The sequence below is a fragment of the Aneurinibacillus aneurinilyticus ATCC 12856 genome (genome assembly GCF_000466385.1).
Classification (GTDB): Bacteria; Bacillota; Bacilli; order Aneurinibacillales; family Aneurinibacillaceae; genus Aneurinibacillus; species Aneurinibacillus aneurinilyticus.
In genome coordinates, this window is sequence record NZ_KE952759.1 from 17,354 (window position 1) to 31,649 (window position 14,296).

Annotated in this window: 14 protein-coding genes; 8 read left to right on the forward strand and 6 right to left on the reverse strand. The window is 43.8% G+C overall.

The genetic code is table 11. The features are described 5' to 3' along the window. Positions 1–53: 53 nt before the first annotated feature. Positions 54–1,427 carry a DUF4910 domain-containing protein gene (locus HMPREF0083_RS09600; RefSeq protein ID WP_021621069.1) on the reverse strand — a complete coding sequence of 458 codons (1,374 nt, stop codon included), beginning with the start codon at positions 1,425–1,427 and terminating at the stop codon, positions 54–56. Positions 1,428–1,754: 327 nt separating this feature from the next. On the opposite strand from HMPREF0083_RS09600, the gene HMPREF0083_RS09605 reads away from it, so the two are divergent. Further along, positions 1,755–2,285, forward strand: coding sequence for a helix-turn-helix domain-containing protein (locus tag HMPREF0083_RS09605; RefSeq protein WP_021621071.1), 531 nt, complete (start codon positions 1,755–1,757; stop codon positions 2,283–2,285). Between the two features lie 10 nt (positions 2,286–2,295). Continuing rightward, complete coding sequence (locus HMPREF0083_RS29735; protein WP_021621072.1) at positions 2,296–2,421, forward strand: hypothetical protein; 126 nt, start codon at positions 2,296–2,298, stop codon at positions 2,419–2,421. A gap of 37 nt (positions 2,422–2,458) precedes the next feature. Here the strand turns inward: HMPREF0083_RS29735 and HMPREF0083_RS09610 are convergent, their stop codons facing one another. Next, positions 2,459–3,454, reverse strand: a complete 996-nt coding sequence (locus tag HMPREF0083_RS09610; protein WP_081696039.1) for an MBL fold metallo-hydrolase — start codon at positions 3,452–3,454, stop codon at positions 2,459–2,461. Positions 3,455–3,601: 147 nt separating this feature from the next. Beyond that, positions 3,602–4,414 (reverse strand): DUF2935 domain-containing protein, encoded by an 813-nt coding sequence (locus HMPREF0083_RS09615; protein WP_040302259.1) that lies wholly within the window; start codon positions 4,412–4,414, stop codon positions 3,602–3,604. 765 nt (positions 4,415–5,179) lie between these two features. On the opposite strand from HMPREF0083_RS09615, the gene HMPREF0083_RS09620 reads away from it, so the two are divergent. From HMPREF0083_RS09620 to HMPREF0083_RS09640, 5 genes are read left to right on the forward strand one after another with little or no spacing between them, the layout of a single operon-like run. Next, the gene (locus HMPREF0083_RS09620; RefSeq protein ID WP_021621077.1) at positions 5,180–5,908 is read left to right on the forward strand and encodes a hypothetical protein; all 729 of its coding nucleotides are present in this window, start codon (positions 5,180–5,182) and stop codon (positions 5,906–5,908) included. 51 nt (positions 5,909–5,959) lie between these two features. After that, positions 5,960–6,367, forward strand: a complete 408-nt coding sequence (locus HMPREF0083_RS09625) for a GntR family transcriptional regulator (protein WP_040302260.1) — start codon at positions 5,960–5,962, stop codon at positions 6,365–6,367. 16 nt (positions 6,368–6,383) lie between these two features. Beyond that, positions 6,384–7,289, forward strand: a complete 906-nt coding sequence (locus tag HMPREF0083_RS09630; protein ID WP_040302261.1) for an ATP-binding cassette domain-containing protein — start codon at positions 6,384–6,386, stop codon at positions 7,287–7,289. Then, on the forward strand, positions 7,286–8,191 hold the full coding sequence (locus HMPREF0083_RS09635) for an ABC transporter ATP-binding protein (RefSeq protein ID WP_021621080.1): 906 nt from the start codon (positions 7,286–7,288) through the stop codon (positions 8,189–8,191). Before HMPREF0083_RS09630 ends, HMPREF0083_RS09635 begins: the two co-directional genes overlap by 4 nt. After that, positions 8,184–9,437: an ABC transporter permease gene (locus HMPREF0083_RS09640; protein ID WP_021621081.1), complete on the forward strand. Its 1,254-nt coding sequence runs from the start codon at positions 8,184–8,186 to the stop codon at positions 9,435–9,437. Before HMPREF0083_RS09635 ends, HMPREF0083_RS09640 begins: the two co-directional genes overlap by 8 nt. Positions 9,438–9,489: 52 nt before the next feature. Here HMPREF0083_RS09640 and HMPREF0083_RS09645 read toward each other — a convergent pair whose 3' ends face one another. The 3 genes from HMPREF0083_RS09645 to HMPREF0083_RS09655 all read right to left on the reverse strand — a co-directional run bounded on the left by HMPREF0083_RS09645 (position 9,490) and on the right by HMPREF0083_RS09655 (position 12,796). After that, positions 9,490–9,672: a hypothetical protein gene (locus HMPREF0083_RS09645; protein WP_021621082.1), complete on the reverse strand. Its 183-nt coding sequence runs from the start codon at positions 9,670–9,672 to the stop codon at positions 9,490–9,492. Between the two features lie 315 nt (positions 9,673–9,987). Next, positions 9,988–11,586, reverse strand: coding sequence for a vanadium-dependent haloperoxidase (locus tag HMPREF0083_RS09650; protein WP_021621084.1), 1,599 nt, complete (start codon positions 11,584–11,586; stop codon positions 9,988–9,990). A 175-nt stretch (positions 11,587–11,761) separates the two neighbouring features. Continuing rightward, complete coding sequence (locus HMPREF0083_RS09655) at positions 11,762–12,796, reverse strand: anthranilate phosphoribosyltransferase (RefSeq protein WP_021621085.1); 1,035 nt, start codon at positions 12,794–12,796, stop codon at positions 11,762–11,764. Between the two features lie 320 nt (positions 12,797–13,116). Between HMPREF0083_RS09655 and HMPREF0083_RS09660 the strand changes: the two genes are divergently transcribed. Continuing rightward, on the forward strand, positions 13,117–14,283 hold the full coding sequence (locus HMPREF0083_RS09660) for a CapA family protein (protein WP_051354605.1): 1,167 nt from the start codon (positions 13,117–13,119) through the stop codon (positions 14,281–14,283). Positions 14,284–14,296 lie beyond the last annotated feature (13 nt).

The window sequence follows — 14,296 nt, forward strand, 5'->3', positions numbered from 1 at the left end:
ACAAAGCGCTCCGATATGAATATATACGCGAGCGCTTTGTTTTTTATGCGTTCCTAATTTTCTAGTTCGACCTCTTTTTTCGGATAATCAACCCGTTCGATAATTAGTTCGCCAGGACGGGCCGCCTGATATATCGCTGACCCGACAATATCAGCTACATTATTCAATTTTTCCTTGCTGATTTTATCGAGAGTGTCATCCTTTGTATGATACCAGGGCTCGACTGGAGCGTGGATAAATAATGCGGCAGGTATGCCGAGTGCATGGAACGATTCATGGTCGCTTCGCCCTTCCTGACCGTAAGGGATCACCCCGGTGAGGCGGGAACTCGCTGCAGCGCCCAAATCGGTCACTCTGTTTTTCTGCCCGTCAATGGTGTACATAATCAGCTCTCCCGCATCCTTGCTGCCCACCATATCCATTTGGAACATGCCGATCGTGCGTTTGATTTCGTCTTCGCTTAGCGATGCCGCATATTTTTCAGAGCCGATGAGGCCATTTTCCTCAGCACCAAACGTAACGAAGCGCAACTCGGTGTCGGTTTTCATTTTAGCCATAATACGTGCCAACTCCAGTGTAACGGCAACACCTGAGGCGTCATCGTTGGCGCCTGGTGCGTCTTGTACCGAGTCATGGTGTGCACCGACAATAATAATGTCATCGGTGTTTTTCTTATTTGCATTTGGTTTTTTTGTAGCAATGACGTTATGTGATGTTAATGTTTCCACTTTTGCTCCAGCCACTTTTATGCTTGTGGTTACAATTTCTCCGTTCTTCAGTTTGGCCGCCAGTGCTTCCCCGTCCTGTTTTGCAATACCGACTGCAGCAACAAAGGATTTGTCTGCACCGCCTAATGTGCCGTTCAGTTTTCCATCGGTGTTATTATAAATTATGACGGCTTTTGCCCCCTGTCTGGCGGCATTACGAACTTTGTCGCCGAATGAGATTTCACCGCGCTGGATGAGCGCAATTTTACCTGTCAAATCCTTGCCTTTTATATCTGTTTCCGTACCAAGTCCGACATAGACCAGGTCTGCTGTTACTTCTCCGTTCGGGGAATAAGTGAAAGCTTCTGCTGTGACGGCTGCATTTCCTGTTTTTACCGCTACCTCAGATGGTGCGGTATACCCTTCGAATTGAAATGGCCGCACCTCCGTTTGATAGCCGAATGATTTGAACTGCTGTTCGATATAGCGTACAGCTTTCAATTCTTCAGGTGAGCCAGCTACGCGTGGAGTTTTAGACAACTGCTGAATTGTGCGGTACATCCTTTCAGCATCCGTTTGCTTTACGATCTGCTGATCAAATGCCTTTTGAGATTGCCCGTGTTCGGATTTTTCTACTTGTACCGGTGGTGCAGCATAGACGGATGCGCTGCCCGCAAGCAGGGTGGCTGCAAGCAGAGTGGACAGAAGTGATCTGCGCATTACGTACTCCCTCCCATTTATTTTATTTTAAAAGTTTCAATAATTATAAATTATGCAGGATATTCCAAATAAATCCAAGGGTAATCAGTTGGTATTATGTTAGGAAAGGAAAAGGAGATTTCAGATGTATTAACCATTCATTCATATGAAAAAGATAACAAGGGGAATTTTGTGTCCGGGTACAATAGAAGAAATTTTATGAATCATTATTTATCATCTATCTATAACAGAATGTATCTGTATGCAAGGGAATAACAAGAAGGATGTCGAATAAAAGTCATTATTATTCGAAAACTTATTTTTTTATGATAAAGGGGGTATTGTAAAGTGAGCTATCAAATTCCGCAACTTATTTTATTAGGGGTAGACTCATTGTGTCTGCGCAGGTCCCTTCGTCTTGCGGAGCAAAAATGGGTACAAATAGCGGCGGTTTGGAACCCGAAGATGTTAGAGGAAGAGCGCGTTCTGTGCGAGAAGGCAAGCATTACTCTGCTCCCGGAGAAAGGACTTGCATTAGAAGCGGCTGTACAAGTTCTTGGCTGTGAGTATGTCATTTATGGCCATGGCTGGGAGGATGCCGGGCGAGCACGCTATCTGTTGAGGGATCGACATGGTATGGTGCTGGAGCAGAATGCTTTTGCACTGCTGGAAGCATTTCTGGAAAAAGAAGCAGAACTCTCTGTAGCAGTCGAGCCGGAACTAGCTTCATTACGGGTAGTGGAACGCAAGATGATCGAAAAAGCATTGCAGCGTTTCGGTACAACCGTAAACGGGAAAAAGCAGGCGGCACGTACGCTGGGCATATCTCTTGCGACATTGTACAACAAAATTAGACAATATCAGTTATTGAAGGAGTGATGAAGCGGATATGGCGACAAAAGAAGAATTTGTCGGATCGCTTCACGATATGCCTGTCAAAGCCGCCTGTATACAAAGCGTTGCTGCCCGTGCTCGCAATGAGCACGGATTTCCTATCTATATACATCTGATTTGATAAATCGACACATTTTGGTGGGGGGCTTTATCTTCCATTACAGCTGAGGGGAGATTTTTTCTACATCGGGCCATTGTCTTGGTAAAGGCAGTGTGGGAGACCATTCTGCCCTGGGAGAAGTATACGGTGCACCGGCGACATATCGACCATCATCTGTTCGGACGGCAGCACCGGAACGGAGCATTTCCTCAAGAAGCGGTGTGACAAAGTGATGTGGCTCGGTTTTAAAGGCGTGGCGGCTGAAATCGTGAAACCAGTCACAAGCCATTAGGTATTCGGATATCTCTTCTTCGTATATACCGTCTACTATCATCAGCGTGTATGCAAAAATGCGCTTACAGCCGTGCCAGGCAACTTTTTCGGGTGTCTGTAACCATTTCTCCAGCCGTCTTCTTGCGTTATCAATTGATACAGAGGGGGCTTCTATCGCCGGGCCATGTCCTGAATAAGCGCGGCGAATCGGAAGAGTTGCCAAACGGTCAAGGCTTATAAGGCTACGCTGCATCGCTCCGCTTCCTTCGCGAAAAACATTAATCCATCCTACATCGTTTTGATGAAAAAGATCGCCAGCGATCAAGATTTGCTGATCTGGAGCATACAAGGAAATATGCCCCAGCGTGTGTCCAGGTGTATGTATAACCTGTATAGGTACACCGCCGGCATCAAGCTCATCTCCATCAGAAAGCATGCGGTTTACCATGTACGGTTCAACTGGCTGCTGCAGCCATTCCGCGCTGCATGCCTCCCAATCGCGTGAGTTAATCATTTCACCTTCCCAGCGGTGCGCAGCAATAGGAATCCGATAGTTTGTCTGAAGGGTGTAGTTGCCGCCGACATGGTCGCTATGATAATGCGTATTGACGATAAGCGAGAGATTTTCCGGTGCGACCCCAGTTTCTCTCAACAGCTCTTCGGTTTCAGATATGTCGCTACCGAATCCTGTATCAACAAGAATGGGTTGTCTACCTTGCAGTAATACCATGTTAGCACTGGGAAAAGAACGCTGGAAAAAATGAATGGGAGAAATAGACATATAGCATGCAGCTCCTATCCTATAATGAGCAAACGCTCGCTCGAATATTTTATATATTCGAACTATATCATGTTTTTTTAAAGAAATCTACAAATAAGCAGCCATTCCGCTTTCGGTCTGACTGCTAGAGAAAGGTTGCTTTTTTGATTATTTGTATTTGATTCTTGGTTTATCCGGACGGCAGTCGGGTTGTTTTACGTTTGATATTTCTGCCAGTTTGGTCAAATAGTAGCATTCCTCTCGCATCATATGATCTGGTATAAGCGGAGAAAGCGTTCCTAGCAATGACACATGAATATCCATTTCTTCAATCTCTTTCAGAAACTGAAGAAATACAAACATCTCCAGCTCTACTTGTTTATTGAAGCGTTCAAGGGCCGGAAATTGGGGAAGACGGGCCCGCAAATATCCGGCGAATTCCACCGCTTTGCTATATAAATCCTCAAAATGTTTAGTAAAAGTTTTACTTCGTTCCTTAATATCCCGTTCCACCTGGTCTACCTCACATGTAATTGTTGCCGCATGCCCTACTGCATCCTGTAGCCATAAGAGATGGTGATGCACGGGATGGCATACCGGAGGACATTGCTCCTGTATGAGATAGGAAAGGATGCGTACATATTCATCAAGTTCATTCACCATATGATTCAAAAATGTAGGAGAGAGATGAAGAGCAATGCTTCCAGCTATATGTCTGCGTAAAAGATGAAGCTTATATTCGCGTAACCGCCCCGTCCATTCGGATGCCTGCCGGGTTAGAGTAATAAGCTCCACTCGCGATATATCTTTTTTACGTGCATATTCCAACAGCGTATCGAAACTCTGGATAAACACGGTAGCCATCTTGATTTCCTGCTGCTCACTTACCGAGAGCGACATGTGGATAAACCGGGCGTGATCACCAAGAACTTGCAGCCAGAAACGGTGCTCAAACAGCGCCGATTCCTTATATTTTTTCATTCGTAGCCCTCCATTTTGGCCCTCTTTACCGAATAAAGAGGGAAGGTTCACTTCATCATTGTATGGGTGTGGGCCTAAAATGGTGTCTGTTTAAGCTAAGCTCTTGTCCCAGTGTATAGGGCGCATATATGTATGGATAATGGTAGCCACGGAAAGGAGGAGGTTAAAATTTGCTCTTCCATTGATCAGGTCGAGTTTATTCGTAACTTTTTCGACCGTGCCCACCCACCGCCCTTCCTTCTTTTCTTACCTCTTACCACAAAAGTTTGTCGATTTATCAAACCAGATGTATATAGAAGAGGAGAGTTTGAATACTTTAATGGACAGATCTGTCGTATTTGGCAACATTGAGGAAGCCAGGGTATTACTAAGGCAGCTGGAGGAGTCTCCCTTATGTGACGATAAAAATAAGCTATTCTCTTTGTGGATGGGTACATAGAGAATAGCTTATTTCTATTTTGGAGTATTATATAGCCTTAACTCGATGGATTTGTGTTGGAATCTTAGTTAAGCATTGACAATAAATGAACACAGTGATTATACTGTGTATAAAGATATATACAGTAAGCACAGTGCTTATGGCCATATAGTATGCTATCGCCCGTTTGGAGCACGGTGTGGTGACGATTCACTCTGGATCGTACTGGATAATCAACACCCTTGATAAACCAAAATGTGTTGATTTATCAAATCAGATGTATATAGATTGCACTGAATATCGACCGATAAGAAATCATAAATCCGGCGCAGAAAGAAGGATGAACATTGAGCAAGCAATATAAAGAAGCATGGGCGCTCGTCAGAACGGACCTCATACGCTTTAAATGGGGAGTGGTTTTTACCTTACTATTTAGTGTATATATGAGTGCCACGAGTTTGTTGTTAACCAACCACTTATTGAATGAAAACGAGGAGAAGCTGCGATTCCTTAGCGGGTTGCTGGATTTCATATATCTAGTCACACTGCCGAATTTTGGTTTTTTCTTCTCGCGTAGATCGATGCGTTATCTACAAGAAGATTCTTATACAAAATGGATGATGAAATTGCGTACCTTGCCGATTACTATTCATACGATTGCACTGTCGCGAATTATGCTGATGACTGTCGCCTTTGCGCTTAATATGTTTATTTTCATTCTTATCCAGGCTACCTTCAGTACCGAGCTTCGGGCGGAGTTATCCCCGGTTTCCATAGCCGCTTACACCCTCATGCTCACTGCACTTGCCATAATGATCAATTTAATTTATATCATGATGGAGCTAAGCTATAACGGCAGGAAATACATGAAAAGCATCTTCATTACACTCGGTATAATCACGGTAATCTCGATTTTCATTGCCTTGTCGGGAGGGAGTCTCGTGTTAACCGTCATTCATGTTGCCAAGTATTACCCTTGGTTGAGCGCCATACTGGCTTTAGGCGTTATTGCTTGTGCATTGATGCTTGGTATCACCGGAGCAAGAAATAGAATTCGTAAACGAGATATCGTATAGAATGCTTTAGAAAAGAGCATGGATCCACAGAGCAGGAGGTGGTTAGTAGCGGTGTTTATGCCTATTCAGATTAATGAAAACAGTTCGGAACCGCTGTATGCCCAAATCAAACACCAGCTTCGTGCGCTTATTTTAAGCGGCCATCTTGAAGGAGGAATGCTTCTTCCGTCCATACGTGAATTTGCCAATCAATTGCAATGCAGTGTGATAACGGTAAGAAGGGTGTATCAAGATTTGGAGAACGATGGATTGCTTCGAACAAAGCAAGGGACTGGTACATTTGTTGCACATGTTCATGTTGAGGAACGGGATCGCTATCGACGACATGCGGTGGAGCGAGCTTTAGAAGAAGCCGTTGATGCAGCCATTCGGGTCAACATATCGAGAGGGGAACTAGAGCAGCTCCTGCAAGATGTGATTCATCGGAAGTGGAATGCAGAGCAAGCGAAATCGGAGTAAGGAGGGGGAGACGGTAATGAAAGAGAGCAATGTTATTTTGTTCCAAGATGTCGTAAAGACTCGTGAAAATATACAAGTCGGTCCATTAAACATTCAAATTCCGCAAGGTTGTGTCACGGCGATAGTCGGAACGAATGGTTCAGGGAAGACAACATTACTTAGTATGTGTATGGGCTTCGTTCACCCTGATCGAGGAGTAATTTCTATCTTTCAAGAGCAAATTCAATCGGATCGCGATGCTGCATTAAAAGCACGTATCGGGTTCGTCGGGGAACATCCAAATTCAGATGACAACGATTGGACAGCAGATCAGCTTGCGGCATTTACGGCGCAATGGTACCCGAAATGGGATTGGCAGTTCTATCAGCACCATGTGACAAAATATGGAATACCACCAAAGAAGAAACTTCATAAATTATCCAAGGGAATGCGTAGAAAGCTGGATTTGATTATTGCCATGAGTCCACAGCCTGAATTGCTGCTGCTCGATGAGCCGTCGTCAGGTTTAGATCCTTTGGCGTGGCGAATGATGATTGATGACATGCACACATATTTGCAGGACGGCAAGCGTTCGGTTGTCATTGCCACACATAGCATTGAAGAAGTGAAGCGTCTTGCCGACTACATCCTGTTTATGTACAAAGGACAGGTGTTGCAGATGGTCGAGAAGGATGCGATGTTTGATGCCTGGAAGGAGTTTTTCATCGACGGTAAAGCAGACGATTATGACCGCGTACCTGGGCTTGTAAAAGCGATTCAGGAGCGATACGGCGTACGTCTTATTTCCAATAATGCAGAAAAGCTGGAGGCTTTTTTGCAAAAGAATGAAATTCCAGCATTGCAGACGAAAAGTATGGAGTTAGATGATATATTAGCTTATTTGATTGAGCTGAATGACGAAGGGAGAAACATACAACGATGAAGCCATTACAGTTAAAGGAAGTCGTAAAGCAGTACGGTGATAAGACCGCTGTTAATAGTTTGAGTTTGGAAGTGGATGAAGGAGAAATTTACGGACTGCTTGGTGCAAATGGTGCCGGGAAGACAACGACGATGCGGATGGTGCTTGGGCTTATCTATCCTGATGGGGGAAGCATCCGTTATAATGGTAAGCCGTTCCACGAAGGCTTGTCCCGTATTCTTGGTTATTTACCGGAAGAAAGAGGGATGTATCCGAAGATTAAAGTAAGCGAACAGGTTGTCTATCTAGCCCAGTTGCGGGGGATGTCACGCAAAGAAGCTGATAGCAACCTGAAGTATTGGCTGGAGCGATTCAATGTACCGGAGAATTATAATAAGAAGATTGAGGAGCTGTCCAAAGGAAATCAGCAGAAAGTTGGCTTTATCGCCTCTATTGTTCATAAACCGAAGCTGCTCATTCTGGATGAAGCATTTAGTGGGCTTGACCCCGTGAATGTAGAATTGCTAAAGGAGACAGTCAAGGAGCTGCGTGACCAGGGCACAAGTATCCTGTTCTCTACACATCGAATGGAGCATGTTGAGGAATTGTGCCGCAACCTTACCATTTTGCAAAAGGGGAACGCTGTCCTGCAAGGATCGTTACGAGAACTGAAGTCGCATTATCCGCGTGAACATATCATCCTGCGTACGGGTGGACCAGTGGAAGGACTTCAGAACATAACCGGTGTTAGTGATGTGAAACGTACGGATGACGGTTATCGGTTACGCATCACGGATGAATCGGTTGCCCAGACCATTTTGCATGTGGCAATGACACAGACGAGTGTACAGCAGTTCGAGTTGAAGGAGCCGACATTGAACGAAATCTTTATTAAGGCGGTTGGGGGTGAGTCGAATGCATAATGTATGGACGGTTGTAAGGTTTACACTACGCACAAAGATGATGACAAAGTCGTTCATCGTAACGACGATTATTTTAGCGCTTATTATTAGTTTAGGTGTAAATTTGCCTTATATCATATCATTGTTTTCCAATAATGAATCGGCGTCTATCGGTCTTGTGCCAGGAAAGTTTACGAGCATTGAGAAGTCACTGGAGCAACATTTTATGAAGCAGGAGAAAACGGATTTTAAAATTGTTCCGTATCCCAATGCTTCTGAAGTCGAGCTGAACAAGGAAGTGGAAGCTGGCAAGCTTGATGGCTATTTGACGTTGGAAGAAGAGAAGGTCGGGGCGTTTCCGAAGATTGTATACCATGGGAAAGAAGAACTCGGCATGGGAGAAGAAGCGGCACTGACCAATGCCTTTACACTGATTAAAACGGAGTGGCTTGTTAAAGATTCGCTTACAGCAGAGCAAATGGCCGAGTTAAGCCAGCCAGTATCTGTAGATTCAAAGCTCATTGCAAAAGCGGGAGAGACGAAAGAAAAGAACCCGGTCTCTATCATTGTCGTTATGGTTCTCATCATTCTGTTTTTTATGTCAAATATGATGACCAGCAATATGATTGCAGCGGAGGTAACGCAGGAGAAGAGTTCGCGTATTATGGAAATTCTTATTACAAGTGTGTCACCACTTGCTCAGATGTTTGGCAAGATTATCGGTATGTTCCTGCTCGGACTATTCCAGATTGCAGTTTTTCTTGCTGTCATTATCGTGAATTTACTGTTACCACATAATACGCTGCCATTGAAGTCGCTGAACTTCGACTTTTCTATGATCGATTGGTCGGTTGTCGGCGGTGGGTTGATATTGTACGTACTAGGATATTTTCTCTATGCGACGCTGTCTGCTGCCGTTGGTTCCATTGTGAGCCGGACCGAGGATTTGTCGCAGGCGATTATGCCGATTACAATGCTGTCGATGGCTGCTTTCTATATTGCAATCTTCAGTGTTTCCACCCCGAATTCGATGCTGGTGAAAGTATCTTCATATATTCCATTCTTTACGCCAACAACGATGCTGCTACGAATCGGAGCAGGCAATCCGGCATGGTGGGAGTTCTGGATCGGGGGGCTTATCATGCTTGTATCCATTGTATTTTTCGGTTGGTTATCAGCGAAGATTTATCGTACTGGCGTACTGATGTACGGTAAGCGTCCGTCATTGAAGGAAATTCGCAAAGCAATGAGGGCATACAAAATTTAAAAGATTAATAGAACAAGTCCGGATGCAAATCAATGCATCCGGACTTGTTTGCTTAGGAATTACTGCTTCCATTCCGTGAATCAATATATGACTGCCCAAGCAGATAGCTAACGATAATGCTGGCAATAGCGGTAACTTGATCAGCGGAAAGGTGTAAATTGAATTGATCGTTGAATGCGACTAGCACTATAGATAGAATGGTGATGAGAAACTTCCTGCTTTTCAGGAAATTCATAGCATTTCCCCCTTTCTCACAGGAAAAGGTAGGGAAAGACAAGTCAAGATACCTGTTTGTGGACGGTAGTGACTATACAACGCTTCTCTATGCCTGTCCTCTCCTTTTTATTACATTATGCGAGCATCTGTATCATGGTATAAACCGACGTCCAATTTTCATAGATTCCGCACATTTTAAAATTTTGCAGGCTAACATATCGGCAACAAAGCTTAATTAACAAAAAAACATTATGGTAAACTAAAAGCAAGGATAATGATGGATAATCCATATTGTTAGTCTACCTTTATTTATCTCGAAGCTTGCATTATGAACCTATTTAATTTTTATTGTAGTGCCGTTAAATTTGGTAAGAGAGAAGCCGTTAAAATTTTCATTAAAGGTCGCCTTGTAATCCTTAAGGATTCCGATGGCGACTGTTTCCCCTAGCTTTAGACCCTCGCTTCCGTCCGAGCGCCAGTGGACACCAGCAGCATTTCGACCAAGCGCGATATTAGCAGCAAGTTTGTTTAATTCTCCACCTATTGTTAAAGAAGACTCCGGATAAGGGAGCAAGGAGAGGCCATCAGAGCTAACTATAACTGGATTGGGAATAACGAACGATTCATTGAAAAAAGCTTTTAGCACAGTGGCTGCCGCGCCTGCAATACAGGCATGACCAGCAGGATAGGCTGGATGAGTGGGGCATCCTTCTGGATAGGCCATGGGCAAAAGATAGGTACCAAATTTGTTGACAACCTGGGAAATCGCTTGTGAGGAAAGCAATTCTGTGTTGATTGGATAGCTGGCAGCGCCCGTCAAATGGTTGTGTACACGACCTCCAAACTCTTCGGGGCGCAGGCGACGATGGATTAGAAATTTTTGGAACCAGGCGGCTTCTAACGCTGTTCGTGCTGCTTTAGCTACTAAATCCAGAATATGCGGGGCACCGAAAGTGATAAATCCGTCCTGGGTTCGTGAAAGCAAGTAGGGATTGGCTCGATCAAGAGCTGCTCCTCCAAAACTGAGTAGAATTAAACAGGCGGCAAGAAAACCTTGGTAGGTAAAATCCTTATGAACCCATCCGCTCAAATCACGACTGTTACGAATATAACGGGGTGTAGAATCAAATGTGTTCTTTGCGGCTGGAGGCAAACCATTCTGAATGTTTAACCATTCTTCATATGAGGTCATATGGTCATCATTCGCCACCGTCGTGCGATATCGCTGGACAATCGTTGTGGCTCCGAAAGGAATGTCCTTCCATAGAAATTGAGAGATATATGGTCCTATTAGGTCGCCGGGTGTATTTCCACGGAACAAGGTATCGGTAGTGACTACCTGATTAACTTTAGGCCCCTTGAATTTTGAAAATGTGGATAAATCAGATGCGGCCATTACAGTAAGTGGATTGGTGTTGTAGTCTGTGAAAGGAACATCGCGGGTAAGTGCTTGCCAGTAAAGTTCGGCCATCTCACTCGCTTCCCAGGAACTGCTGAAGGGCGGTGGTGCCATAATCCCTAAATGATGACTATCAGGTCCGACCAAATCGAATGCATAAGCGGCTTGCGGATTAGAGAACTTGACAACACCTCCTAGAGGTATGGATTCAAAATCACCCGGCTTCCCTGTCCTTAACGAGTGAATTAAGGCTTTATAGGCTTTAAGATTAACCTCACCTAAATGGTTGTGTGGCAATCCCTTAGAATAATTACCAATTTTATTTGAGAATAAACTTTCATCGCCATTACAGGGGTGATCCGCATGAGGACGGTTCTTTTGTGAATAGGCTGCTTTCTGACGAACATGATAGGCCTTTTTACGACGCTCCTGTACAGTTAGCGGTCCGATTTCACAAGGATTTTTGCATTTTACATGTATGTTTTTCTTCTTTCCTTGATTGACCTTAGTCCTAGTGAATTGCTTTTCTTTCATTTTATCCCTCCTTTCGATTCATTTTAGTATATTCATATTTACTTTATTGGCATGGATTATGCTCGTACATTTATTGCCCTTTTTTACCTATAAAGAATGCTAAAGCTCGTGTTTCGGATAGGTTAAAAATAAAAAGACCTTCCAGAAAGAAGGTCTTAGAAGATCGATATTTAATTTAGGAGGTTAGAGTTTGATGCTGTTGCACAATGCTTCTCCAAGCTTCAAATTTTTCTAGCGCGTGTCCTTCTGTCAAGGAAGCTTTCGCGGCTTTAATTCCAGCCTCGATTGAAGGAACCTTTTCTGCCACCCACAGGCGGATAGCGCTGTTCAGCAATACGAGATTAAAGAAAGGCAGGGGTGCTTCATTTTTTAGAACGTCAAGAGCGATAGCTGCTTGCGACCTTGGAGACCATTCCAATTCAGGTGTCTCAGTTTGCAGGCCTAATGCTTCCGGATCGATGATGAACAATTCATGTGAATCTTTGCTTACTAACAGGGTACGGGTACGTTGGTGCACGGGTACATCCTCTGATCCTTCCATTCCTTGAACAACGATACCACGTGCCACGCCTAACCGTGTCATCATTTCGGCCATTTTTTCAAATACCGTACCATGAAAGACTCCGGCCGCCATATAGGGAGCATTGGAGTAACGCAGTAATTTCTCGACCGTGTTCAGCATTGTTCGAAAGCCTAGTTCTTCGCGCAGCGGACGTAAACGCGCCAAGCCATCATTCCAGGTCTCGGCATGAACGTATAGTACACCGCTTTCATGCGATGCTTCAACGAAGGCTTGTTCGTGTCCCCGTGCTTGTATACTAAGGGCATTGAGAATATCGGAGAGGGTAATTCCCCACTTGGGAGGTAAAGGATCGCCGCTGTGCAGAGTAACCGGCACGCCGCATGCAGCCGTTACGAATGCGGCCGGAAAGTTAGCAAAAAACGATTTTTTCCTGCCGTCGTACGGTCCCGCACAATCTATGCTTTGTGGTACAGCGTGTTTTAGACTATGTTCCCTCAATGCTTCAACGAACGCCAGTAGTTCGTCTGCGGTCTCCATTTTAATACGTTCTGCTACAAAAAATGCAGCAGTCTGTGCCGGAGTAGCCTCTCCAGATAGAATCATTTTAGCCCCTTGTAAAGATTGTTCATAGGATAGATTTTTAGCCCCTTTCTTTCCACGGGCCACTTCTTTCAATAATTCTCTCATCAAACATGAACCCCTTTCTTTCCCACTATAGATATTATATTGTCATGTACTATACCATCAATATATTAAGTTTGTCTACCGGTTTAATAGGAAAAAGAGAGCCTTTTATTTGTTGTTGCAAGCAATATGATTGTAGACATAAGCACGATGAACATATAGACGGAGAATATTGTATTGAAATAGGATGGAAACATTTTCTTGTATGCTATCGTCTTGTTGCCTATAATTTATGTGTGTTTTTCAGTACGGAATAAACATAAAAAAGGAATAGAGAAAACAAATCAAACGAGGAGAAAGTATAAAAATGGGGGAGAACGAATTTGAATCGCCTGCAATTATTGTGTGTACAAATAATTTTATCGATATCTTTGTGCGGAGCTGTGACATGTGCCATGCTGCTAAGTTATAAAAAAGATAATGAGGCAGAGGCAGCGAAGCCCTCAGGTAAGACAAGGGAGGCGTACAGTGCTTTACCGAAATCGGATAAAGTGGAGTCGGAACAAAAGCCGAATACCCTTTTACCTGAAAATAATTCACTAAGCGAAGAAGCAAAAACAATTACGGTTAGCGCTGCTGGGGATGTAACGATTGGAACTGATGAAAGCTTCCCATACCCTAATAGCTTCAATCATGAATTGAAAAAAAACGGGCATCTTTTCTTTCCGCAAAATGTAAAAGATATCTTTAACCAAGATGACCTTACAATTGTAAACCTGGAGACTACGCTTACCGAAGCAAAGGTGAAGGCAGCAAAGCAATTTCGTTTCAAAGGTGCTCCGGAAAATGCCCAAATATTACGTATGGGGAGCATTGAGGCAGTGAATATTGCAAACAATCACATACATGATTATTTGCAGCGGGGGTATGAGGATACCATCAACAATTTGAAGAAGCATAACATAGGTTTTTTTGGCTATGAGCATACGTATATGACTAATATTAAAGGCGTTAAGGTCGGGGCTTTAGGATATGAAGGATGGGACAATACAGTTGCCTTGCGCACTCGAATTGATAATGATATTGCACAGCTTCGTGCTAAAGGAACACAAATTGTGATCGTCAGTTTTCATTGGGGAGTGGAACGCAGCAATTATCCAAACGCTACACAAATGGCGCTTGGCCGGCATGCGATAGATAGCGGTGCTGATTTGGTGCTGGGTCATCATCCGCATGTTATTCAGGGAATAGAAGAATATAAGGGCAAATATATTGTCTATAGTCTCGGTAATTTCATATTCGGAGGAAATCGAAATCCGACCGATAAAGATACGTTTATATTTCAGCAAACGTTTCATATTAAAAATGGGAAAATTACTGAAAAAAAGGAATGCAAAGTCATTCCAACATCAATTTCCTCCGTTAAAGAACGGAATAATTATCAGCCTACCCCGCTTAGGGGGCAGGAGGCTGAGCGTGTGCTTTCCCGCCTGAAGAAATACAGCGAACATCTTCAAATAGACTGGAATTTTATACAGCAATCGTTATAAATGCTTCGTGTAT